The following is a 24,802-nucleotide window of genomic DNA, read 5'->3' as shown; positions in this document are numbered from 1 at the left end:
CAGGGCATTTCATGGGTGGCTTTTTTCAGGCACGCCCATCAGGCTTCGCGCCTGCCGCAGGGGCATGTTCGCCACGATCAGCGGATGGGTATGTTTCGTGACCCCCACCCGTTGGGACAGGTAGATGCCTGAATGGCCCGAACATAGGTAGGCCACGAAGCAGCCTGTGGCGATATAGACAATATCAGTTGCCCCAAACAGTTCGACCCCCATAAAGGTACAGGCCAGCGGTGTATTGGCGGCCCCAGCGAAAACCGCGACAAAACCCACACTGGCCAGCAGGTCGGCGGGAACGCCCAGTATGCCGGACAATGTATTGCCCAGGCCCGCACCAATGAAGAACAGGGGCGTGACTTCGCCGCCCTTGTATCCCGTCGCCAGCACAACAACCGTGAACAGCAGCTTGTAAAGCCAGCTCCACGTATAATCACCCGCGTGAAAGAAGTTTACGATCGACGGCGCGTCATGTCCCATGGACACGACACCAAGGCCAAGGTAATCGCGCGACCCGACAAGATAGACCAGCAGAATGGTTGCAACGCCACCAATGGCCGGACGTAGCCATGGGACAGGGCAGGCACGACGGACCAGCGGGGTCAGGCGATGGATGCCCTCGGCAAACAGCAGGCTGGTGAGGCCGAAGCAGACTGCGGCAAGTCCAACCTTGATCAACAGGGCAGGGTGCGTGTGAAAGACGCTGCCGCCCCAGTCAGGAATAATGCCGGATGCCACGTGGTAGGACGTATGGTGGATCCCCCAGGCGTGGCATACCCAATCGGCCAGGATGGAGGAAAAAGCAGCAGGTAGTAGGGGGCGGTAATTGATCTGTCCGATACTTAAGACCTCTAGCGCGAAGATCGCCCCGGCAATGGGGGTTCCAAAAACCGCCCCAAAACCTGCGGCCACGCCCGATACCAGCACAATGCGCACCGCATCGTGGTCCAGTCTGAACAGACGGCCAAAGCCGGATGCAATGCTACCCCCGATCTGTACGGCTGTCCCTTCGCGGCCGACAGATGCACCAAACAGGTGGCTGATGACGGTGGCAACAAGGACAAGGGGGGCCATGCGCAGGGGGACGCCCCCTCCGGGTTCATGGATCTGGTCAATGATCAGGTTGTTCCCGCCCTCAGCACATCGCCCGAGATGGTGATAGGTCAGTCCAACACCTACACCAGCCAGCGGCAGCAGCCATAGCAGGCCCGGATGGGCGATGCGGTCGTTTGTAACCTGGTCCAGTAGCCAAAGAAATATCGCACATAATGTACCAATACACGCAGACATCGGTGCGAGAAGCCCCCCCCATTTCAGAAGGACGCGCATGTTTACCGCCGACAGCGTGATGAGCCGGGAAAGATTCATGGGAAAATATGCCTGTGCAGGATTGGGGATGGCGTCCCGGCAGCCGGCGCATGGCCAAGGCTAACAAGTGACGGACGGAGGTCGTGGGACGGGTATTTCATGGCTCTGTACAAATTCCTCCCTCTGTTGCCGTTATGGCGAGGTAGGAATCATCAGCCCAAGGGGCGGTTCGGTTCGCCGTGAAGGCTGCACCTGGCAGAGTCCATTGCCGGGTGACAGGATGCGTTTTGCACGATGTGAAAGTCAACCCATGTGATGCTCTGATCCCTGATCCCTGATCCCTGATCCTGCGTGTGCGAAGATGCGCCTGTCTCGGGTCATGCGATCTGTATGTGATGTGGCTGTATGTGATGCGACTGGCATGCGCGACGCGGAGCGTATAATGTTGCCACTCCCGCCCTGGTTGGCGGGGGCGGGGATCGGATCGCGCGATGTTCCTTCCGGCAGGGCGGGCATGGATGCCTTGTTTTCCTGCCGCATGGCCCATTGTTGCGGCATCCATGTGCGATGCCAGCCCGAAAAGCGGCGAAACCAGTTTTGTGCGGTGGGGAAACATGAAAAATACCGATGAAATATGGGGCGGCGTGGATGCGCTTGGGGCGGCATTTTGTGGTTTTGCTGACCGCATATGGGATACGCCCGAACTTGCATATGACGAATATCGCTCTGTCGAGACACAGCGCGACATGCTTGAACGCAATGGGTTCAGGGTTACGCGCAACCTTGCGGGAATCCCTACCTCCGTCATGGGGGAGGCAGGTGAGGGCGGCCCGGTCATCGCCTTCCTTGGTGAATTCGATGCACTTCCCGGCTTGAGCCAGCAGGCCGGGGTCGCCAGTTGCAATCCGATGGACGGGACGTCCAACGGCCATGCCTGCGGGCATAACCTGCTGGGCGGGGGCGCGATGCTGGCGGCCACGGCGCTGAAGAACTGGATGGCGGAAAAGGGGATGCCCGGACGGGTGCGCTATTACGGCTGCCCGGCGGAAGAAGGCGGCGCGGCCAAGACCTTCATGGTGCGTGATGGCGTGTTCGATGACGTGGATATCGCGCTGTCATGGCATCCGGGGTCGATCATGGGGCCGTTCTATCCGGCCTCCCTTGCCAATACGCGCATCGACTTTACATTCCTTGGGCGCGCATCGCATGCGGCGGCGGCACCGCATCTGGGTCGTTCCGCCCTTGATGCGGCGGAACTCATGAATATTGGCGCCAACTACCTGCGTGAACATATGCCATCGTCCGCGCGGGTTCATTATGCCTATATGGATGCAGGGGGGCAGGCCCCCAATGTGGTGCAATCGCGGGTCACGATCCGTTACCTTGTACGGGCCGATGACCTGCGGCAGTTGCGCGAACTGGTCGAACGGGTGCGCGCGATTGCCCAGGGCGCGACCCTGATGACCGAAACAACAGTGCAGGAACGTGTCGTAAGCGCGGTTTCCAACCTGATGGGCAATCTGCCGCTGGAAGATACGCTGTTCGCCAACCTTACCCGTCTTGGCCCGCCTGTATATGCACCTGAGGATTACGACTTTGCACGAGAGATCCAGGAAACCCTAAGTGCGCAGGATATCCGGGCGGCCTATCTGGCGGCGGGAGTTCCCCCCCGTGATGGCAGCCCTTTATGCGAAGTGATTGCACCGCGTGAGTTCGTGCCGCCGCCATTCGGGTCCACTGATGTGGGGGATGTCAGTTGGGCAGTGCCAACGGTCCAGGCCTGGGGGGCGACATGTGCCATCGGGACGCAGTTGCATTCATGGCAGATGACAGCACAGGGCAAGAGCGGTATCGCCCATAAGGGCATGATCCATATGGCCAAAGTGCTGGCTGCGACGGGGCGTGACGTGCTGCAAGATCCGGTCCTGCTGGACCGTGTGAAGGCAGACCATGCCCAACGTCTGGCACAGGATCCCTATGTCTGTCCGCTGCCGCTGGATGTCATGCCGCCCATCGGGCAGGGATGACAATCGCGCAACAGGGATGGCAGAAAATACCACCGGGGCAGGCTGCCAGCCGCAAAGGTTTTTGGTAAATCTGTTTTCTGCTCTTCCTGAACAGGCATTGCCTGGTCAGGAATGAAGGCGATATCCTGAAATCCCCGCCAGTAGAACCCTTGCGCAGCGCTTATTCCGGCACGGCCCATTCCACATGTGACTCCGCTTGCCCATCCCCAAGGAAATGGCACAGCGATGTAAGGATGGTGCGAGCCTCTTCTTCAAAGCGGAAAGGAGGATTGGCGATGATGATGCCGCTGCCGTTCAGGCGTGACGGGTCCAGCGGTGGCCGTAACGTCAACTCAAGGGTCAGCAACTTGCGTTGTCCCGCATCCTTCAGGGTATTGACGAAGGCGCGGACGGGGGCGCGATGTTTTATGGGATACCACCCCGCGACAATGCCTGCGGGGAATCGCTGGCGTGCCGTCATGATGGCGGTGGCAAGGCGCTGGAACTCATCACCGCGTTCGAAAGGCGGGTCCATGAAGACCAGCCCGCGTTTTGCCTGCCGCGGGGGCAGCAGCGCCGTGATGGCTTCGTAACCATCGCGCCCATGTACGCTGACATGGCGATCATGGCGGAACAGATGGCGCAGTGTCTGCTGGTCTTCGGGGTGGAGTTCGCAACAGATCAGGCTGTCGCCTGGACGCAGAAGGCGTGCGACCAGAGCGGGGGAGCCGGGATAGGACAAGCGCCCTGCCTGCTCATCCCGCATGACCGTACGGATGATCCGCAGCCAGTTTTCCACGCCCGGTGCCGGGGCGCCGGCAGATGTGGGGTGGGATGGGGCGTCAAGCAGACGGCCGATGCCATCGCGCCATTCCCCTGTTGACTGTGCCTGTATGCTGGAAAGGTCATACAGGCCAGTGCCCGCATGGGTGTCGAGGACACAGAAGGGCGAAGGTTTGCGTCGCAGTACCTCGACCAACGCCATCAGCACGACATGTTTCATGACATCAGCGAAATTGCCCGCATGGTAGCTGTGTCTGTAATTCACGCTCTTTCGGCCCCACAGGTTGATCCACCCCACGCATGGGGTGGGTGAGTGTTAATGCATGGCCGTATCCTTTTCCATCGTCGCGCGGTTTTTTTGCCATCTTGCCAGTAGATGCATTCCAACGCCCGTTCCCATGATGAGGAGATAGAGGCCGAACGCCGCAGGGTTGCTGATGGCCATGCCCATAAACGACAGCACCGCGGCGACAAGGGCAAATCCGGGAATGATGGGATAACCCGGCGCGCGCCATGGGCGGTGCAGGTGCGGCTGCGTGTGGCGTAGTCGAAACAGGCTTCCCATGGCGAAGACATACATCGTCAGCGCCCCGAAGACGGACATGGTCACGATATTGGCCGTCAGCGGTTGTCCCCCGATGGTGACGTACTGGTCTGCATAAATCGCCACCAGTCCGACACTCCCCCCCACGAGTATCGCCGCCCATGGGGTTCCGAAACGTGGATGTACCCGTCCCAGCAGGGCCGGAAGATAACCTTCGCGCGCCATGGCATAGATCTGGCGTGAATATCCCATAATGATCCCGTGAAAGGAGGCGACGAGGCCGAACAGCCCCAGCCACACCAGCATGTGGACATACCCGCTGCGCGGTCCGACGACGCTCAGCATCGCCTGCGGCAACGGGTCATTCAGGTTTGCCAGTAATTTCCAGTTGCCAACACCGCCCGCCATGATCATGACACCAAACGCCAGCAGCATCAGTGTCGTGATCCCTGCGATATAGGCCATGGGGATGGTGCGTTGTGGTGCGCGTGCCTCTTCCGCCGTCATGGCCACACCTTCTATGGCAAGGAAGAACCAGATCGCGAACGGCACGGCGGCGAATATGCCGATGATGGCATGAGGGGTGAACGTATCCGACCCCGCCCATCCGTCATGGATGAAATGCCCCCAGGAAAATCCTGGTGCGACCACGGCCATGAAGATCAGGAGTTCCACAATCGCGGCGATGGTGACGATCAGTTCGAATGTGGCGGCGATGCTGACGCCTGCGATATTGAGCGCCATGAAAATTACGTAGGCCCCGGTCGCCGCCATTTGCTCGGTGATGGATGGATATTGCACATGCAGATAGGCCCCGATCGCCAGTGCGATTGCCGGGGGAGCAAAGACAAGTTCCACGATGGAGGCGAACCCCGCGATAAAGGCCGGCACCGGCCCGTAAGCCGCCAGTACATAGGCGAATGGGCCACCGGCGCGCGGGATGGAGGTTGTCAGTTCGGTATAGGAAAAGATCAGCGCCGCATACATCAGCGCGACCATGACCGTCGTGATCAGGAATCCCAGTGTGCCCGCTGTGGCCCAGCCATAACTCCAGCCGAAATATTCGCCCGAAATGACAAGGCCGACCGCGATCCCCCACAGGTGAAAAGTCCCCAGTCGCCGTTGCAGGGAGGGCGCCCCCGTATGGGAATGGGGCGAATGCGAAGGCCGTTCGGAAGGTGATGCGGGCATTGTCCGAAATCGTGCGAGAGGTGGGATGGATGGCGGGCATGGTGCGCGCGCCGTCATGATAGCGGGCCACGATGTCATGTTATGTTATTATTATGTAATGATGTTGACGCCCAAGCAATGTGGGTGATGATGAAAAGAGATGTCCATCCCCGCCGCATGATCGGGATGGCGTACACGCATGCAGGACGGGAATGGTCATGGAGAGGAAAGTTTCGCGGCCGGATGGGAATGAACCATGGCAGTGGCCCGAAAGCCGGTGGCGCGGGATTGTCAACCGCGTCAGGGCCGGGCGCAGCCTGCGGCCGCCCTCATGGCCCGGTGGTGCCCGCTGTGCTTTTGCGGTTTCCTTTGATGCGGATCACGATACGATTCCCCTGCGCGATGGGGATGAAAGCCCCATGCGCATCAGTCAGGGTCATTATGGCAGCAGGCGTGGCATCCCGCGTATCCGCGCCCTGTTGCAGGCGGCGGGGATTCCGGCGACGTTCTTCTATCCCGCAGTATCGGCCATGCTGTATCCTGACGAAGTACGGGCGTTGGTGGGCGACGGGCATGAAATAGGCATTCATTCATGGATACATGAACGCAATACCCTGCTCCCGCCCGAGGATGAATTGCGTCTGTCATTGCGCGCGCGCGAAGTGCTTGCGGAGATTGGCGGCGTGGAACCCGTCGGCATGCGGACCGCAAGTTGGGATTTTTCCGTCCATACCATGTCCATCATCCAGCAGATGGGCTTACTGTATGACAGCAGCCTGATGGCGGATGACGACCCGTATGAACTCCTTGCCGATGGGCGGCCCACAGGAATTGTCGAACTGCCACCCGAATGGATACGTGACGATGCGATCTATTTCAATTTCGAACGGTTTTCCGCCCTGCGCCCCTACACGCCGCCTTCGGGCGTGGCGGAGGTTTTCCGGGCGGAGTTCGATGGGGCCTATGCCGAAGGCGGCCTTTTCCTGCTGACGTTGCATCCGCATGTCAGTGGACATCGCAGCCGGATTGGCATCATCTCCGACCTGATTGCCCATGCGCGTGCGCGCGGCAATGTGTGGTTTGCGACGCATGCCGATATTGCGCGATGGTGTATGGCAAACGCAACGTCGGGCGATGGCGCGGTCCCGTAATCACGTTGCGCATACGCCCGTTTTCGTATCGAAGGTCAGCATATCGTGGCATATTACGCATCCTTGGCAGGGGAGCGTTTTACGTTCCCCTCCCTCAAGCAGGTTCTGGCCCATGCCTCGCCTTATCGCAGTGGCGATGAACTGGCCGGGGTTGCCGCCCCAGATCCCGTGCGTCGCGCCGCCGCGTGCGAGGCGCTGGCCAATATCCCGCTTGCGGCATTCCTGAACGAGGTTCCGGTTGCCTATGAAGCGGACGAGGTCACGCGCCTGATTATTGATACCCATGATATGCGCGCCTTTGCCCCTGTATCGCACATGACCGTGGGGGAACTGCGTGACTGGCTTTTGTGTCATGAAACCGACGGCGCGTGCCTGTCCGCCCTCGCCCCGGGACTGACGCCCGAAATGGTGGCGGGTGTCAGCAAGCTGATGCGTAATCAGGACCTTGTCGCGGTGGCGCGCAAGATCACTGTGAAAAGCGCATTTCGCAATACGCAGGGCCTGCCCGGACGCATGGGGTCGCGCCTGCAGCCCAATCATCCTGTGGACAGTCTGCCGGGAATTGCGGCGGCGATGCTTGATGGGCTGCTGCTTGGTGCGGGGGATGCGGTTGTGGGGATCAACCCGGCATCCGACAACATGGCCACCGCCCACGACGTCCTGTGCATGATCGAGGATGTACGCCTTCGCCATGCCATCCCGATGCAGCACTGCCTGCTGACGCATGTGACCAATACACTGCAATTGATGGAACGTGGGACACCGGTTGACCTGGTGTTCCAGTCCATCGCCGGCACACAGGATGCGAATGCGGGTTTCGGGGTTTCGCTGTCCCTGCTGGAGGAAGCCCGCCTTGCCAGTTGTGCGCTGGGACGTGGCACGGTCGGCACGGACACCATGTATTTCGAAACGGGACAGGGGGCGGCGCTGTCGGCCGATGCCCATCATGGAATGGACCAGCAGACGGCAGAGGTCCGTGCCTATGCCGTTGCGCGTGCGTTTTCACCCTTGCTGGTCAATACCGTCGTCGGGTTCATCGGCCCGGAATATCTTTATGATGGCAAGCAGATTATCCGCGCGGGGCTGGAGGATCATTTCTGTGGCAAGCTGATGGGCCTGCCGATGGGCTGTGACGTCTGTTACACCAACCATGCGGAAGCCGATCAGGATGATATGGACAACCTGATGATGCTCCTGTGTACGGCAGGCGTGAATTTCCTTATCGCCGTCCCCGGCAGTGACGATATCATGCTTAATTACCAGAGCCTGTCCTATCATGATATCCAGACCTTACGCTCTGTCTTTGGTGTTCGTGCTGCGCCAGAGTTTGAAGACTGGCTCCGTATCCGTGGCCTGATCGACGGGCGGGGACGGATGCGTCTCAATTCCCCTGCCATGTTTGCCGATATGTTTTCCAATATGTATCCGGGCGGCGATGCCCGTTTGGGGAGGCATGGCGATGAGTAAGGCGCCTGTCGTGTCATGGGATATCCTGAGGGCGCAGACATCGGCGCGGATCGGGCTGGTACGCACGGGGGATACGATGTCAGGCGCGCATGTGCGGCAGTTCAGGCATGCGCACCTGCGTGCGCGGCATGCCGTGTCCATGGTGATGGAGGCATCACGCCTCGGGCTCGACCGGCCATGGATGGAGGTCGAAAGCGCGGCGCGTGACCGTGATGAATTCGTCCGTCGTCCCGACCTGGGGCGGCAGCTCTGCGCCGACAGCCGGGCACGCCTTGTGCAGGCGGGACATGATCGCGCGGTCTCTGGTCCTGATGCCTATGGTCCCGGGCGCTCCTATGACATTGTGTTTGTGATTGCCGACGGATTGTCGGCCCGCGCGGCAGAACGACAGGCGGCGGGGGTGCTGTCCGGGGTTTTGCCGCTTCTGACGGGGTGGCGTATCGCACCTCTGGTGGTTGCCCATCGTGCCCGTGTGGCGTTGGGCGATGAAATCGCCACCTGCCTGAACGCGTGCAGCGTGGTCATGATGATTGGCGAACGCCCCGGCCTTGAATGTGCCGAAAGCCTGAGCCTGTACATGACATGGAACCCGCATCCCGGCATGCGTGATTCCGCACGCAACTGCATTTCCAATATCCATGGACAGGGGGGACAGTCGCCGGTGACGGCGGCAAACCGCCTGGCATGGCTGCTGAAGAATGCGCGCCAATGCGGGTATAGCGGTATCAACCTCAAGGATGAAACCTGCCTGATCGAAGGGGGCGTCTCTCACGCATTATCAGGTAAAGGCTGAGGGGGGAGGCCTGGTAAGGCGCCTTATGGAGGACTGTTTTCAAAGAGGCCCTTGGGAAGTGATGTCGCATTTACTTAGAGAGTGTTTGAAAACAAATCATTGATAAAAAACAGGAAAAGTTTTTGGGTGCCGCCTTTTTTCAAAAAGGCGGCGTCTTTCGAAGCTTTTTGGAAAAAGCTTCACCAAAAACCTTTATCATTTCATGATCTTATCTTGAACCAACCCGATCAGGTGGAGAGGCGCGACGTATCATGGCGGGCATGGTCCCTGTTGCGCGATGGCGGTGCGTGCGCGAAGGTGCAGAAGACGACACTCAGCACAAGAAAGATGACGGCACCTGCCTCCATCACGGTGGGCCATCGTCCCGTCCACAGGCAGCCATAGAGCAGCGCGAACAGGGTTTCTCCTACCGCCATCTGCCCGCTGAGCGTCATGGGAAGGAGGCGGCAGGTGCGATTCCAGAAAATCCCGCCCAGCAGTGATGACACCAGTGCAATACCGGTGCCAAGCGCAATGAACCACACCCATTGAGATGGCGTATGCGATGCCGCGCCATGGCAGGCGAACGGGATGAGGAACAGTGCTTCGGCCCCTGTGGCAACCCCGGTCAGCAGGCCCCATTCCTCCGCACTGGTATCAGGAAGCCGCCTGAGCCAGCGTGCATTCGAAATGGCAAAGATGCTCCATGATGCCAGTCCGCCGACAGCACATATGAAACCTGTAAGGTGGGCGGTGTCGAAACCTGCCTGCGTGTCAGGTGCATACAGGGCCTGTACGGCGGTCAGGCTGATCCCCATCAGCATCAGCAGCATGGATGGCACAAGTCGGCGCAGGTCCAGCCCATCGCCTTCACGCGTGCCCAGCACCCCGACAATTACCGGCAGGAAACCTGTGACGATGGAGGTGATGTTGATACCGCAGAGCCCGACCGCTGTTGCGATCAGGATGTAATAGCCAAGATTGCCAGTCAGCCCCAGCCACAGCAGGGCGGGGCGTCCCCCACGCGGGATGCGCGCGGCAAGGCGGCCTGCGCGTGGCAGCAGCAGCGCCACGGAAAAGACCCCGTACATAACGTAGCGTACCGTTGCCAGTTGCAGCGCCGTGAAATCCGGCATCATGGCCGGTGCGACGAACACCAGGCCCCAGCAGGCCCCGGCGGCCACGCCATTGCCCAGGCCAGCCAGCAGGGAAGAAGGAGACCCGGCGCGTAAACTGTTCATGTCCGTCCTGTTTCAGGTGTCTGTGGTCAGTATGGAATAGTGCAGGCGATATGGAAATGCCACGGCCATGCATCATGTTGTGGCGGCGGTTGGGCCTCTGACGCTGATGGGTGCATGGACGGGTTTCGGCCTTGCCTCCACGCCGGTGAAAGGCGATGAAAGTTTGTCCTCAGATGCTCTCTTTACAGGAATAAGATGCCATCCCGATCGGAGCCCATATATATTTCCTCCTCCAGGTCGGGGACGGAGGATGCCTTCCCTTTGGGCGCTCCTGATAAAGTGGAAGGACAGGCGACCGGGGGCATCCCGCCGCAGGGGGAAGCATGCCTGCATGCCGGGGTCAGGGCGGCCCTGCTGGCACTTGGGCAGGGAGTACTCGATGCCAATGTGGATATCCGTGATGCGGTTGGGGCGGATGGTCGCATATTGTCGCGTCTGTTTGACGAACTGCTTCGGGTGGTTTGTCGCCTTGCATTCCTTGCGGGGATGGAGGCGCGTGGCCTGCTGCATCATGTAGAGGGGGATGCAGGGCGTTATTTTTCATACTGGCTGGCGCGGGCCTGCGCACCGGACGGGGCGATGGATGACAGGGTTTGGGAAAGCCTGCGCCGTGTCCTTGCCGCAATGGATGTTGGTGATCCTGAGCGCGGGATTCCGGCATTAGGGGCGTGGGGGGATCCGGTGGGGATGCCTATGCTGATGTCCGCACGGATTGAGGATCAGGCATGCCTGTGTGCAATTCGTCACCTCGGCTTTATTGGCGGCGAAGCGCATGCATCGCTTCGGGTTGACTGGTGCCGTGTTGGCAGCGGAGATCTTGCGACCGTGTATGAAAGCCTGCTGGAAATACGGCCCGGTAGTGTCGGTGGGCTATTCACGCTTGATGATGCCGGGCGCGGTAACGATCGCCGGACATCGGGAAGTTACTATACACCTGACAGCCTTGTTCAATCCCTGCTCGACAGTACGCTCGATCCCGTCATGGACCGGGCCGAGGCGTCCGGCGGGGCGGCGGCCCTGCTTGCGCTGCGGGTGATTGACCCGGCCTGTGGTGGGGGGCACTTCCTGCTTGCTGCCGCACGGCGCATGGCCATGCGTATCGTGCGCCACCATGCCCCGAAGGGGGGGGAATATCGCACCATCCTGCGTGAGGTGGTGGCGCGGTGTATATATGGGGTCGATTGCAATCCCATGGCGGTGGAACTGACGCGCATGGCATTATGGATCGAAATGGGCATCCCCGGACGTCCTTTGTGCTTTCTGGCGGCGAATATCCTGTGTGGGAATGCGTTGCTTGGCGTGGCTGATGTGGCGGTGCTCCAGCAGGGGGTGCCAGATACGGCCTATCGTGTAATGGGCAATGATGATCCCGCCATCGTCCGTCGTTGCCTGCAGCGCAACCAGCGCGCAAAGGCTGCATTGCCCCCACCAGACGTTCTGCCGCTTCATGCCCCTTTTGTGGCGGGCCTGTCCGGCCTGCGGGAAATGGCGGAGGATACGGTGCATGAAATCGCGCGAAAGCAGCAGTATTTCGAGGACTGGTGGTCTTTCGTGTCCTGTTCCGCCCTTGGCCGGGCCTGTGACATGTATGTCGCGGCGTTCATGCTGCCCCGCCCCGTGGGCAGCACCGCCGACATGGTGCCTACGACGGCGCAGATATGGACGCGGCTGTCGGGTGATCCTCCCCCCGCCGGGTATGAGGACGCGGCCATTCGCATTGCACGCGGGGCACGCGTATTGCACTGGTCACTGGCCTTTGCCGACATCATGGGGGGGCATGGGGGATTTGACGTCGTGATCGGCAACCCCCCGTGGGAGGTAATGCAACTGGAGGAGGAAGAATATTTCGGGTCACGCTTGTCCGAGATATCCACCCTGAAGGGGGCGGCGCGCAAGGCTGCGATTTCAGCACTCAGCACAGTGCGACCCGACCTGTTCGCGCAGTTTGCCCATGCGCGGCGACATAGCGAGGCGATGGGTCTTTTCGTACGTGCCAGCGGTCGCTTTCCCCTTGCCGGGCGGGGCAAGGGAAATACCTACGCGCTTTTTACCGAACTGTTCCTCTTTCTTGTACGGCGTGAGGGGCGGGCGGGGCTGGTGGTACCGACCGGCATTGCGACCGATGCCACGACTGCGCCACTGCTGGGGCATCTGGTGGGGGAAAGGCGATTGGCGCGCCTGATGGATTTTGAAAACAGCGCACCGCTGTTTCCCGGGGTTCATCGCAGTTTTAAATTCTGTCTGTTGACGATTGGTAACGCGATTGTGGAAACGGAATTCGCCTGTTGCCTGACCGATACGCAACAGTGCCACGACATGCGGCGCTGCTTTTCCCTGTCGGCAGAAGAAATCGCGCGGATCAATCCCAATACGCGGACGATGCCTGTTTTCCGTTCACGCATGGATGCCGCCTTGACCTCCGCGATTTATGCCCATGTCCCCGTTTTCGTGCATGAGTCTGATGGACCAGCCGGGAATCCATGGGGGGTAGAGTTCCGTCAGGGCCTGTTCAACATGACAAGTGACAGCCGCCTGTTCCGTACTGCGGCCCAGTTGGCGGGGGGAGGCTGGCGACGCAGGGGGGTGGACTGGGTCCATCCTGCCCCAAGGGCGAAGGATGCGGCGGAAGATGGACATGCAGGACGTTATGTCCCGCTGTACGAGGCCAAGATGGGGTATTTTTATGACCACAGGCATGCGGGTTACGGCGCGCGCAAAGGGGAGCGTGGCCATCGCGTCCTGCCGCAGACCGGGTTGCGTGAACATCGTAATCCTGCATTCGAGATCACGCCCCATTACTGGGTTCCGCAGGCAGAGGTCGTGCGCAAGGTCGGGAATATAGCGGATGCACCGGTATTTTTCGGATTTCGCAACATCATGTCCCCCACGAACGGGCGTACCTTCATCTGTAATCTATTACCGCCATGGGGGGTGGGGAACAGCATGACCCTGCTGTCGCCCCGCATGGGATGGGCCGACCCGCGGGCAGCCTGTCTGGTTGCCAATCTGTCGTCGTTGCCATTTGATTTTGTCTGTCGGCAGAAAGCGGGGGGGGTTAACCTGAATTTCTTTATCGTGCGACAGCTTCCCGTGCTGCCCCCTGATTTTTATGGTACGGATGATGTGGCATTCATTGCGTCGCGGGTGCTGGAACTGACCTATACCACCGAGACCATGGCCCTGTTCGCGCGGGGTATGGGGTATGGGGGGGCACCTTTTGCATGGGATGTGGCACGACGCGCATTGCTTCGCGCGGAACTCGATGCATGGTACGCGTGTGCTTATGGCCTGGATCGCAGGCAACTGGAATATATTCTCGATCCCCACGATGTTATGGGGACCGATTATCCATCACAGACGTTCAGGGTGCTGCGCAAGCACGAAATGGCCACCTATGGCGAATACCGTACCCGTCGCCTTGTGCTGGCGGCCTATGACCGGCTGGAATGTAAAAATTAAAAAGAATTGAAAGACATTGATTATTTAACAGGGCGTCGGATTGGAGTTGAAATGGATATTATTCATAACTGATGAAAACATATTTATTTTTGCATTGAAATTCTATGGTTATTCATAATTCACGCAATGCCGTTACGTAAAAAATCCTAGGGCCTGTTAGGCCTTGAATGACGGAACGGATTGCATAGCTGTTTATGATGAGCATGATGCAGTCTGTCTTTTCCGATACCGCATGGTCTGTCTGGGAGCCTTTGATCGAGGAAGTCCGTCCGAAGGGCAAGACCCCACCAAAGAACCTTCGACGGACGATATCCGCGATTTTCTGGCGCCATCAGAACGGCGCGAAGTGGCGTGCCTTGCCATCAGAGTTTGGTCCCTGGTGGATTGCAGCACAGTTGTTCATTCGCTGGTCGAAACTCGGTGTGTGGCAGCGCCTCTTTGAAAAGGCCAAAGACAGGGATCAAGACCTCGGCATGGTCTTTCTTGATGGCACGACAATCCGTGCCCATCATAAAGCGGCCGGAGCGGCTAAAAAAGGGGGCACAGAGAACGCCGAAAGGATCGTGAGGCTCTTGGCCGCTCACGTGGAGGATTTGGCACCAAGGTCTGCGTAGCTGCGGACAGTCATGGCAGGGCACTGTCCTTCACGCTGGCACCCGGACAGGCACATGAATTACCGTGTGCCTACGCCCTGCTTGACGCTCTGCCATACCCACCAATCCATGTCGTCTGCGATCGTGGGTATGCCTCACATAAATTTCGTGAAGATCTTTGGAACCGTGGATCTCGTCCTGTCATCCCGCCAAGGAAGAATGATCCAGAAGTCGCTTGTCCCAAATGGGCTTACAGACACCGGCATCTGGTCGAAAACCTGTGGGCAAGGCTCAAGGAGTGGCGGGCTGTCGCGACCCGATATGAGAAAACCGCCGCATCCTTCCTCTCCGTCATTCTCATCGCTGCTACAGCAGACTATATCAAGGCCTAACAGGCCCTAATCCGACAACCTGTCAGAGGCTGTTTGAAAAGTCAGGATTAATAACATCCTGAAATTATAAAGGTTTTTGGTGAAGATTTTTCTAAAAATCTTCAGAAGACATCACATTTTTCAAAAAAAGTCGGTACTTAAAAAATTCTGGATATTTTTAAAATTAATTCGTGCTTTTGGAATTTTCAAAAACACTCGCCAGACATTTTTATTGTTTCTGCGGATTTCTAGTCCTGCCTTTTCAACCGATCCCTTATTCAACGGATCGGTTGAAAACAGGCATCCCGTAGATCAGGTTTCAGATGATCTGGTTTGTCATGACGCCACCGGTTTCGAGTGCTGCAAGATTCTTCATCAGGATATCGACGACATTGCGTTCATAAAACTGGGTCTCCCCCGCCGTATGCCCGGTCATTACCAGATTGGGGCGCGACCACAGCGCGGAAGACGATGGCAAGGGTTCCTCGTCATAGGTGTCAAGTGCCGCACCGGCGATCCGGCCCGCATCAAGCGCCTCTATCAGGGCTGTTTCCTCCACCACCGGGCCGCGCGCCACGTTCACCAGGCAGGCATCGTGTTTCATCGCGCCAAATGCGGCGGCGTTGATGAGGTGGCGCGTCTGCGCGGTGAGCGGGCATGTCAGGATGACGTAATCCGCCACCTTCAGGCCGGAATGCAGGTCATCCATGGCGATCTGCTCCACCCCCGCAACGTCGAGGGGACGTGCGCTGTGGCGTGCGCCACTGACCTTCATGCCCAGTGCAAGGCACAGGCGCGCGACACGATCGCCGATCGTGCCCATGCCAACGATCAGTACATGCTTTTCCGACAGTTCCTGAAGGCGTGGGCGCGGATCAGTGCCTGTCGTTGACCAGTGGCGGAGTTTCTGGTTGTCGCGTGCTTCGTAAAGGCGTCGCGCAAGGTTGAGCATCAGGGCCAGCGCATGTTCTGCAACCGCATTGGCGTTGACGCCACGGGCGTTGCACAGTCGGATACCGCGTTTCTTCAGGCGGTCCAGGTCGAACTGATCCACGCCGGAACTGATGGACTGGATCAGGCGCAGCCGGGGCGCCATGTCCAGCAACTCGTTCCGCCAGAGCATGGAAGTCACAAGCACTTCGGCCTGGGGAATGATCGCCTTGAGGTCATCCAGGGTGGACACCTGCGTACAGGCCGGTGCGCCGGGCCGCTTTTCCAGTTCCTGGCGAATATCGTAATATGCGTGCGCCGCGTAGATGTGCTGTATCTTGTCCTGGGGCATGGCGTGTTGACAGATTCCACGATTGGGATGGGTGTCAGCGCATATATGGTCAGGTTCAGGCCGCCAGCACCCCTCCGGGAAAGGGATGTATACATTATGATGCTATAATGACGGGCCGTCTTGTTCAATACAGAAACCGGCAGGGGGCGATGCCGGTGCTATGCAGAAGCAGAATAACAAACGTATTTTTATAAGGTATTGATAAAAATAAACATTCTGATGTCGCCTTTTGAAGGGCGACATCTTTGCGAAGTTTTTTTAAGAAGTTTTCCCCGTGAAACACGGGACCATAGCATTATCGGGTCGGATGATGCTGTTCATGTCTCAGAGATTGTTTGAAAACAGATCATTGATAAAAAACAGGAAAAGTTTCTGGATGCCGCCTTTTTTCAGAAGGGCGGCGTCTTGTGAAGCTTTTTGGGAAAAGCTTCACCAAAAACTTTTATGATTTCATGATGTTATTACGCCCGACTTTTCAAACAGTCTTTCAGTGCTTGTAGTTTTGGTAAAACTGTCCAAAGCGGTTTTCGAGGAATTGCGACAGGGCGATGTCTTCTTGCAGGATCAGCCCGGATGCGGGGATGCGCCCTTCGGCCAGCAGGTCAAGCACCGCGCAGATTGCGCCGGCCGTCGTGATCTGGATGCCGGTACGTGCCCGACCGTTGACGGTTGTGCCATGAATGGCACGTACAAACGTCTCCTGCGTCAGGCGGCCGTCACGTTGCCCAGAAACCGTCACAAGAATGATGATGACGTCCTGCATCGTGACCGGCAGGGCATGTTCAAAGATCGACTTGATGACATCGCGCCGTTCAGACAGGCGCAGGTCATTAAGCAGCACCTTCATGATTGCGGCATGCCCCGGATAGCGGATGGTGCGATAGTTCAGTTCCCGCACGCGCCCATCATATGTATCGCACAGCGACCCAAGCCCGCCGGAGGTATTGAATGCCTCGTACTTCACGCCGTCGATCGTCAGGCTTTCCAGCCCATCCAGCGCGGGCACTAGGCGGCGCTTTCCGCTGACGATAGCTTCGCAGGGTTCGATATATTCATTGATGACGCCATCCGTACTCCATGTCAGGTTATAACCCAACGCATTGGTGGAATATTCCGGCAGCGCGCCGACACGCAACTGAATCGTATCCACACTGTCGAACCGGCGTGCGATGTCATGGGCCACGATGGAGACAAAGCCCGGGGCAAGGCCGCATTGCGGGATAAAGGCCACCGATGGTGCCTTGGCCGACAGTTCGCGCACGATCTTTGTGCTTGCAACATCTTCCGTCAGGTCAAGATAGTTGACCCCGGCCGCTGCGGCTGCACTGGCGATGCGGGTTGTCAGATGGAAAGGGGCGGCGGAAAGCACCGCGAAGCAGCCTTGCAGCAGGTCGGGCAGTACATCCCCGCTTTCAAGGTCGGCGGTGACGCGACGCACAGAGTCCGGGACGTTGGCGGTATTAAGCGTGTGTTGGTCACGATCGGTCAGGGTGACGGTATAATCGCCCGTACTGGCGAGGAAATCGGCAATGGTGGACCCGATGTTTCCGGCCCCGATGACAAGTATTTTCCGCATGACCATCCTCTGCATGTTCCATGGCATATGACCCTTGGATCAGACCGCGCCCCACTGTCGGCAACAAGCCGAGGATAGACGGCAGATGGCACTTTTATTTCGGCGTTATGCTGCTAATTATCGGCATTATGCATATCGACGCCACTGATCGCCTCATCCTCTCCCTGCTGGAGGAAAATGCCCGCATGCCGACGGCCGAACTTGCCCGGCGTGCAGGCCTGTCGCGCACGACCGTGCAAAGCCGGATCGAACGGCTGGAACGTGGTGGTGCAATTGCCGGGTATGCGGTGGTGATGGGGGCGGCTGCGCGTGATGCGATCCGGGCGCATGTCATGATTACGCTGGCGCCACGGCATGTTTCCTCGGTCGAAGATGCGTTGCGCCGCTTTCCCGAAATCCGTGAACTGCATGCCGTCAGCGGACAGATCGACATGATTGCGGTTGTTGGCGCACAGACGACGGAGGCCATCAATGATGCGATTGACCGGATTGGCATGCTCGAAGGGGTGGACCGTACGACATCCGCCATTGTGCTGTCCACGCGTGTGGTAAGGCAGGGGGCGGTTGCCGCCACGCCACCGCGTCAGAAGATACGTTAAGAGATTGTTTGAAAACAAATCATTGATAAAAAAGAAAAGTTTTTGGGTGCCGCCTTTTTTCAAAAAGGCGGCGTCTTCTGAAGCTTTTTAGAAGACGATTCACAAAAAACTTTATGATTTCAGTATGTTAGAAAGCCCGACTTTTCAAGCAGTTTCTAAGGGATGTCTGAAGATAACCTGTTGAAGAAAATGAATTTCCGGGCCTGATTTTTCCCCTGCCCATCAGGGCAGGGGCATGATTTTGGCGATTTTCATCACAGGGGAGGAAGGGGTAAGCCATCCCCCCTGAAACCCTGCACGCTGCAATCCTGCGCGAATATAGGGATTATGCTTCATGACATTCCATACCAGCCCGGAGCGCCAGTTTTCAATCATGAGCAGGATCGGTCCCTGATCAATTCCAAGATATTCATTATCAGACCAGAATGACGTTCCGTTGCGAAAGCTGGGATTGAACGCATCGACAAAACCGTATCTGCCGTAAATCCGGCTGCCATAACGTGATTTCATGTCCCTGACCGTTGGCAGGACGATTTCCGGTGCGAAGGCGATCGACCCAACGGCAGCGGTTGGTGCAATGGTGCCATCATCTTGCGTATAATCCCGTCCCGCCCCACGTGCGGAATAGGACAGGAAATGCCGGTCCTGTCCATCCATCCGCTGTGTGACCTCGCCAGGTCCGTCACAGGCGGTCAGCCCCCATGTCGTCGCGCTGTAATCGCGCCATTTCCCAGGGTTCGCAATGGCATAGGCACGTTGCGCATATACGGCGCGGCGGCTGTTTTCGAAATAATCAATCTGCTTTTCGTGTGCCCATTTATCCTGGATGCCGCGGAAATCAATCCATGCGTGACTGTATTGATGGCCAAATAACGGTGCGAAATTCAGGAAGGTCTGCCCATAATAATCCCCCCACCGACGGTTATTGGTCGCAAGCCATGCCTGCCACGATATCGGGTCCAGTGCATGTGTGGGGGACCCAAGCCCAAGGATATAGGCCATCATCCCTTCGCTATAGCCTTCCCAGTAACTGGCGATGAACTGGTGTTCGGGACTCCATCCCATGCTGAGGCGGTTATCCGGGCGCCGCATCCATTGCCAGTTGACACGCCTGTAAAGCTGGTCGGCCATGTCGCGTATGTCGTGCTCCGGCTGCGTCTCCCTGTCGTAGAAGGACTGAGCGAACAAGACGCCCTGCATCAGCAGGGCCGTATCAATGCTTGATAGCTCGATATCACGATTCAGGCGTAGTCCATTGTTTTTCCTGAGGAAGTGATAATAAAAACCCTTATAGCCGGTCGCACCGTCTTCGCTGTCATTCTGTTCGCTGTGCAACAGGTAATGCAAGGTGGCGCGTGTCCGTTCTGCGGCCTGTTCACGGGTGATATATCCACGCGTCGCGCCAATGCCGTAGGCGGTTAACCCGAATCCGATTGAAGCGACGCTGGCCTGTGTCTGATCCGAAGGATAACGATCTGGAATTAGTCCCGAAGCCGGGTCCGCCGACTCCCAGAACCATTGGAATGTCCGATGTTCAAGATCGTCTATCAGGATGGTGTCTGCCGCACCGGGATCAGGTGTGGTCGCCGGTAAGGGGGCCGGGGGCTGCATGATGTTCACGCCCTGCCGATCAAGGGCATGGGCCGGCGGGGGGGAAGATGAGGCACAACACAGGAGAATTGATACAAAGGCGGTAATATGCCGCCCACCCATTTTCCGACAATGCAACGTCTTGGCTCCTGAGCGCTACCCGTCGGCATTTATGAATTGAGGGGGGGATAAATTGCAATCCCGTTATGGTTCCTTTCTCGGGCTGTTACAAAACATAAAAAATCATGCACGCATATTGGGATCAGGTGTGGTGTTGGGCGGCCCGGCTTCATCTGCCGATGGATGCACCAGTGGCAGGATTCCGGTGCGCAACGGCAGTGGCGTGCCCAGCCACAGGCTGTCACGATCATGATCGTGGCGCGGATAGGTCGTATTGGGATGGATCAGGATCGTCAGCCCGTTGCGATTCAGCATAAGCCAAGGCACGAAGGTTGCGAACAACGACGTTTCAAATGCAACCTGAAACATATTTGCGCAATGTGGCCCCACAGGGGTCTGGTGCATATGGCCGACCCGAACGGAAAAACGGGCCGACAGCGCGTCCCGCAGGGCGACGGCGCCAGGCATTGTCTCAGCAGAAAAATAGATGTGCGCGTGATAGCTTGCAATTTCATCAATATGCCGTACGGCGGCGGCCGGAAAGTCCATTGCCGGGGTGTCCATTGTCAGTCTTTCCTTCACATAAGAGAGGGTGTCACCCGTATCATACAGGTTTTACCGTGATATCGCAGGTACAGGGGATGAAGTGGTATCGCCACCATCGTTGATGACATGATGTTGCACCCCAAGGTGTGCGGGCAGATTTCTGATGATGGAGGGCCTGATGGGCATCGATCCGTGCCTTTATATGGACGCAAGGCCATGGTTGCCTGCGCAAGGGGAATGGGCAAGATGTCGTGATGATGTCGGGCAACCGGCCCCTGAAGGACTAAGGAGGACATGCCATGAGGCATCGTTGTATTCGGCTTGCGGTTCCATTGGCATTCTCCCTTGTGGGGGCAGGGATCATGGCGTCTCCGGCTGATGCGGCCCATGTGCCGTATATTCAGTTGGCACAGTGGAGTGGGGAGCAACAACAGCAGATGCAGCAGATGCAGGAACAGTTCCGCCAGCAGCGCGAACAGTTGCGACAGCAGCATGAGCAGCAACGCCAACAGATGGAACAACAGCGCCAGCAGATGGAAGAGCAGTACCGTCAGCAACAGGACCAGTTGCGCCAGCAGGCCGAGCAGATGCGCGGACAGCCGAATGCCGGATTCCAATTACAGCAGCGTCAGCAACAGATTGAAATGCAGCGCCAGCAGCAGATGCAACAGATGCAGCAACAATACCAGCAGCAGGAAATGCAGTTACGTCAGCAGGCGCAGCAGATGCGTCAGCAACAGATGCAGCAGATGCAACAGATGGGGGGAGCAGGCTGGAATGGCCAACAGTGGAACAACGGCCAGGACTGGGGCAACTGGTAAACCGATGGCGCCAGATCTGCATGAATGAGGTTATGGAAGACTTGGGTGAACCTTGTCCCAAAATCTTCGGGTCATGCCACCCGTAGCAGGCCGCCTGAAAATTTGTATCGATTTCCTTCTGGAATGCCGGGAGATTGTTTAAAAACAACTCATTGATAAATAATAAGAAAAGTTTTTGGGTGCCGCCTTTTTTCAAAAAGGCGGCGTCTTCTGAAGGTTTTTGGAAAAAGCTTCATCAGAAACCTTTATGATTTCAGTATGTTATCTGGTCTGACTTTTCAAACAGTTCCTTAAATAAAGGGAGGCACCCTTTATGGCACTTGTTATCCCATGAAACTGCAATGGCTGTCTTTTGGGGAATATAGCAAAAGGAAAACCGTCATCCGTCACATGCACGGCATGTAATGAATGACGGTTCCATTTCACTCTGGGAAATGCTCAGGGTGTGTTCTGCGCACCGGCTGGGCGCAGCTTTGCGACCTGTGCCGCAGTGACGGCAGGGTCGCCGCTCCCGAAGGTTTTCATGACGTAATTGACCACATGCGCGATTTCGGTATCGCTAAGGCGCTGGACATCCGAACTGGCGCCAAAACCCGGCATATGCGTATGCAACCCATCTGCCGTCCGGTCCACGCCCTGCAGGACTGTCATGATCAGGTTATCTGGGCGCCCGGCCCCTGTGACCGAGTTATGGAACAAAGACGGGGCATAATGATCGGCCGTGCCCGCCCCGTTCATGCCATGGCATGCGGCACAGTTCGCGTCATAGACATGCTGTCCGTCCATTTCCGTCAGGTCGTCGATGCGAGTCAGATTGCCGCTGCGTATATCGGCCTCTTCCACAGGGTGACCAAAATTCTGGCGGGGTTTCTGTTCGGCGCTGTCTTCTTTGGCCGGTACCTGCAAGATATAGGCGGCAAGTGCATGCAGGTCCGCATCCGTCAGGTGGCTCGTGCTGTGTTCGACCGCTTCACCCATCGGGCCTGCAGCCTGGCTGAGGCCCGCGACATGGCCGGTATGAAGATACTGAACAAGGCTGTCCTCGCTCCATCCACCGATACCGCTTGTCTTGCTTGATGTGATATTGGGGGCATACCACCCCGTCAGCGGCGCACCGGCAAGGTAGTTGTCCTGCTCTTCGCTCATCATCATGTTGCGCGGTGTATGGCAGGTGCCGCAATGTTCAAGCGCGGTAGCCAGATACTTGCCACGCCGCATCTTGTCGAACGTTGCGGAATCGCCACTTTCCGGCGGGACGGTGCCTGCCACCATATTCCATGCACTCATGGCGATACGCAGGTTGGCCGGAAAGTTAAGCGACGTGGTGGGCGGGCTTTCCGCCACCGGTTTTTACACTGTGCATGAACCATGCATACAGCGCCTTGACGCCCTCGTCCGTTATCCCGGAATACGATACATAAGGCATTGCGGGATAAAGGTGGCTGCCATCACGGCGCAGGCCATGGCGCAGACTTTTTTCAAAGTCTTCTTCGGTATATTTTCCAATCCCGTGGTCGGGGTCGGGCGTGATGTTGGTGGAGATGACATCGCCCATCGGCGTTGCGATCTTCAGCCCCCCGGCAAAGGGCTTCCCACCCGGAGCGGTATGACAGGCCACGCAGTCGGCGGCCGTGGCCAGGTATTCCCCACGGGCGAGGACAGCCGCCGATGTATCCTGCGCCCGGGCGGCGGGGAACGACAGCGAAGCAAGGGTCGTCCCTGCCGCCATGATGGACCACAGGGCTTTGCGCACGATATCAGGCATGGGAGAGTTCTTTTTTCAGCGTATCGGCGACACGCAGGGCAAGGGCAGCCACCGTCAGGGTAATATTGCCGGTTCCAACCGAAGAGAAGACCGACGAACTCGCCATGAACAGGTTCTCATGGTCATGTGTGCGGCAAAAGCCGTCCACTACGGAATCCTTCGGGTCCGTGCCCATGATGGTACTGCCGGCGGGGTGGTCCTGCGGGAAATATCCCGGTGTCCATTGTTCGTCCGTGCCATGCATCAGGCCGATCAGCTCACGGAACATGCCGCGCGTATGTTCGCAGCTTTTTACCGTGTATTCGGGAAGCTTGTAATAGACTTCCGGGTGCGGAATACCCAGTACGTCCTTGTGCGTCTGGCTCAGTGTCAGGCGGTTCTGCGGGTCTGCAATCCCTTCATTATGGCTGAAGAGCCGGACGGTATGGGACGCGAGATAGCGTATCTGCTCCTCCAGTTCGCGTCCGACATACCCCTTGGAAATCGCCAGCGCCGTCGCCAGATCCACCTGGTTGTCATCGACCATGTGAACAAGGTAGGCACCACGGGTGTCACGCCATGCACCATCGCGGAAATTGTCGATGACGTTTGTTTCCAATGGCCCGCGCCCAGGCCATAGCGCCTTGTCCCCACTGATGAAACTGACCTGCACGCCGGTATGGTCCATCATGTTGCGACCGACATGGCCCGAACTGTTGGCGATGCCGTCGGGGCTTTGTTCGTCCGCGGAAACCAGCAGCAGCTTTGCCGTTTCGATGCAATGGGCCGCAATGACGAAATACTTGCCCGTCACGCGGTGGCTGCCCTTGTCGGGGTCATAATAATGGACCGCCGTCACGCGCTTGTTCGCGCTGTCGCGCTCAATCCGGTAGACCACGGCGTTGGGGATGAACTTCGCGCCCGCCGCCTCGGCGTGATACACTGAATAGCTGCCATTATACATTGCCCCGATGGGGCAGATCGGCATGCAGTTATTATGCCCCTCGCAGGTGGGACGGTTGTCATAGGGACGCGTGTTGCGTGCCTGCGGTTCATGCACGACGCGCCAGGGGGTCTTCTCGCTGATCAGCTTGCGGAACTGTTGCGCGGCATAGGAGATCGGCAGCGCTTCCATCGGGTATGGTTGCTGGCGTGGGGAACCGAGGTCTTCCACCGACGGGTCGGGACCACAGACGCCCATCATGACCTCGGCCTGGTAATAGAACGGCTCAAGGTCTTCGTATTTCAGCGCCCAGTCACGTCCCTGCCCATAGCGGCTTTTCAGTTCGAAATCAGACGGCAGGTAACGCCATGCGCAGCCGGCCCAGTGCCATGTGGTCCCCCCCATCATGCGCAGGTACACCTGCTGGTACGCTTCGGCATCGGGGCCGGTCGTGTGCAGGTATTCGTTGGGGGTGATCTGGTTGGGGGGATGGATCGCCCACGGTACCGATGGGAATGGCCCCTGATAGGAGGGCTTGTTTTCGAGGTTGCGGAAATTTTCCACGAAATGCTGGCGGTCCACCCTGGGGCCAGCCTCCAGCACGATGACGGAAATACCGGCCCGGGCCAGTTCGTTGGCGATGGAACTGCCCGCGACGCCGGACCCGACGATCACGACATCCGCAGAAAGGGTTTGTTCGGAAGACATTGCGCGACGCTCCG

At 58.0% G+C, this 24,802-nt stretch carries 17 protein-coding genes, 1 pseudogene and 1 riboswitch; of the genes and pseudogenes, 8 read left to right on the top strand and 10 right to left on the bottom strand.

The genetic code is table 11. The features are described from left to right. Positions 1-9 precede the first annotated feature (9 nt). Complete coding sequence (locus tag FYB92_RS11240; RefSeq protein WP_247066922.1) at positions 10-1,362, bottom strand: voltage-gated chloride channel family protein; 1,353 nt, start codon at positions 1,360-1,362, stop codon at positions 10-12. 136 nt (positions 1,363-1,498) lie between these two features. After that, a riboswitch (Fluoride riboswitch) is annotated at positions 1,499-1,581 on the bottom strand. A 335-nt stretch (positions 1,582-1,916) separates the two neighbouring features. Here FYB92_RS11240 and FYB92_RS11235 point away from each other — a divergent pair. Then, positions 1,917-3,329, top strand: coding sequence for a M20 family metallopeptidase (locus FYB92_RS11235; RefSeq protein WP_075595204.1), 1,413 nt, complete (start codon positions 1,917-1,919; stop codon positions 3,327-3,329). Positions 3,330-3,489: 160 nt separating this feature from the next. On the opposite strand, the gene FYB92_RS11230 is transcribed toward FYB92_RS11235, so the two are convergent. Next, the gene (locus FYB92_RS11230) at positions 3,490-4,356 is read right to left on the bottom strand and encodes a 23S rRNA (adenine(2030)-N(6))-methyltransferase RlmJ (RefSeq protein ID WP_075624693.1); all 867 of its coding nucleotides are present in this window, start codon (positions 4,354-4,356) and stop codon (positions 3,490-3,492) included. A 51-nt stretch (positions 4,357-4,407) separates the two neighbouring features. Then, positions 4,408-5,826, bottom strand: coding sequence for an ethanolamine permease (eat, locus tag FYB92_RS11225; RefSeq protein WP_075631864.1), 1,419 nt, complete (start codon positions 5,824-5,826; stop codon positions 4,408-4,410). Positions 5,827-6,017: 191 nt separating this feature from the next. On the opposite strand from eat, the gene FYB92_RS11220 reads away from it, so the two are divergent. From FYB92_RS11220 to eutC, 3 genes are read left to right on the top strand one after another with little or no spacing between them, the layout of a single operon-like run. Next, on the top strand, positions 6,018-6,956 hold the full coding sequence (locus tag FYB92_RS11220) for a polysaccharide deacetylase (protein WP_081378553.1): 939 nt from the start codon (positions 6,018-6,020) through the stop codon (positions 6,954-6,956). A gap of 45 nt (positions 6,957-7,001) precedes the next feature. After that, positions 7,002-8,423: an ethanolamine ammonia-lyase subunit EutB gene (locus tag FYB92_RS11215; protein ID WP_003619280.1), complete on the top strand. Its 1,422-nt coding sequence runs from the start codon at positions 7,002-7,004 to the stop codon at positions 8,421-8,423. Further along, the gene (gene eutC / locus FYB92_RS11210) at positions 8,416-9,216 is read left to right on the top strand and encodes an ethanolamine ammonia-lyase subunit EutC (RefSeq protein ID WP_075624683.1); all 801 of its coding nucleotides are present in this window, start codon (positions 8,416-8,418) and stop codon (positions 9,214-9,216) included. The genes FYB92_RS11215 and eutC overlap by 8 nt, the downstream gene beginning before the upstream one ends. 227 nt (positions 9,217-9,443) lie before the next feature. Here the strand turns inward: eutC and FYB92_RS11205 are convergent, their stop codons facing one another. After that, positions 9,444-10,436, bottom strand: coding sequence for a DMT family transporter (locus tag FYB92_RS11205; RefSeq protein WP_062809262.1), 993 nt, complete (start codon positions 10,434-10,436; stop codon positions 9,444-9,446). A 261-nt stretch (positions 10,437-10,697) separates the two neighbouring features. On the opposite strand from FYB92_RS11205, the gene FYB92_RS11200 reads away from it, so the two are divergent. Next, positions 10,698-13,895: an Eco57I restriction-modification methylase domain-containing protein gene (locus FYB92_RS11200; protein WP_332828660.1), complete on the top strand. Its 3,198-nt coding sequence runs from the start codon at positions 10,698-10,700 to the stop codon at positions 13,893-13,895. A 206-nt stretch (positions 13,896-14,101) separates the two neighbouring features. Beyond that, positions 14,102-14,880 (top strand): IS5 family transposase gene (locus FYB92_RS11195; RefSeq protein ID WP_332829011.1). Its coding sequence is split into 2 segments (ribosomal slippage): positions 14,102-14,441 and positions 14,441-14,880, totalling 780 coding nucleotides; the frame shifts between segments, so codons are not numbered across the junction. Between the two features lie 298 nt (positions 14,881-15,178). Here FYB92_RS11195 and FYB92_RS11190 read toward each other — a convergent pair. Further along, positions 15,179-16,141: a D-2-hydroxyacid dehydrogenase gene (locus tag FYB92_RS11190; protein ID WP_062809260.1), complete on the bottom strand. Its 963-nt coding sequence runs from the start codon at positions 16,139-16,141 to the stop codon at positions 15,179-15,181. Positions 16,142-16,628: 487 nt separating this feature from the next. Further along, the gene (locus FYB92_RS11185) at positions 16,629-17,717 is read right to left on the bottom strand and encodes a saccharopine dehydrogenase C-terminal domain-containing protein (RefSeq protein WP_332828659.1); all 1,089 of its coding nucleotides are present in this window, start codon (positions 17,715-17,717) and stop codon (positions 16,629-16,631) included. 128 nt (positions 17,718-17,845) lie between these two features. Here FYB92_RS11185 and FYB92_RS11180 point away from each other — a divergent pair, with 128 nt between their 5' ends. Beyond that, positions 17,846-18,316: an Lrp/AsnC family transcriptional regulator gene (locus tag FYB92_RS11180; protein WP_048859198.1), complete on the top strand. Its 471-nt coding sequence runs from the start codon at positions 17,846-17,848 to the stop codon at positions 18,314-18,316. A 222-nt stretch (positions 18,317-18,538) separates the two neighbouring features. Here the strand turns inward: FYB92_RS11180 and FYB92_RS11175 are convergent, their stop codons facing one another. Together FYB92_RS11175 and FYB92_RS11170 are read right to left on the bottom strand one after the other, a co-directional pair. Then, a complete protein-coding gene (locus FYB92_RS11175) occupies positions 18,539-19,927 on the bottom strand; it encodes a glucoamylase family protein (RefSeq protein WP_332829010.1) in 1,389 nt (462 codons plus the stop codon). A gap of 222 nt (positions 19,928-20,149) precedes the next feature. Next, positions 20,150-20,590: a DOPA 4,5-dioxygenase family protein gene (locus FYB92_RS11170; RefSeq protein WP_081378554.1), complete on the bottom strand. Its 441-nt coding sequence runs from the start codon at positions 20,588-20,590 to the stop codon at positions 20,150-20,152. 281 nt (positions 20,591-20,871) lie between these two features. Between FYB92_RS11170 and FYB92_RS11165 the strand changes: the two genes are divergently transcribed. Then, positions 20,872-21,393 (top strand): hypothetical protein, encoded by a 522-nt coding sequence (locus FYB92_RS11165; protein WP_332828658.1) that lies wholly within the window; start codon positions 20,872-20,874, stop codon positions 21,391-21,393. A 438-nt stretch (positions 21,394-21,831) separates the two neighbouring features. Here FYB92_RS11165 and FYB92_RS11160 read toward each other — a convergent pair. Both FYB92_RS11160 and FYB92_RS11155 read right to left on the bottom strand, forming a co-directional pair. Beyond that, positions 21,832-23,158: pseudogene (locus tag FYB92_RS11160) on the bottom strand (c-type cytochrome). After that, positions 23,151-24,788 carry a GMC family oxidoreductase gene (locus FYB92_RS11155; RefSeq protein ID WP_075595178.1) on the bottom strand — a complete coding sequence of 546 codons (1,638 nt, stop codon included), beginning with the start codon at positions 24,786-24,788 and terminating at the stop codon, positions 23,151-23,153. Before FYB92_RS11155 ends, FYB92_RS11160 begins: the two are co-directional and overlap by 8 nt. Positions 24,789-24,802 lie beyond the last annotated feature (14 nt).

It is taken from the genome of Novacetimonas sp. GS1 (assembly GCF_036686925.1).
Classification (GTDB): Bacteria; Pseudomonadota; Alphaproteobacteria; order Acetobacterales; family Acetobacteraceae; genus Novacetimonas; species Novacetimonas hansenii.
Note: the sequence above shows the minus strand (reverse complement) of the source record. Positions and strands in the feature narration are given on the sequence as shown.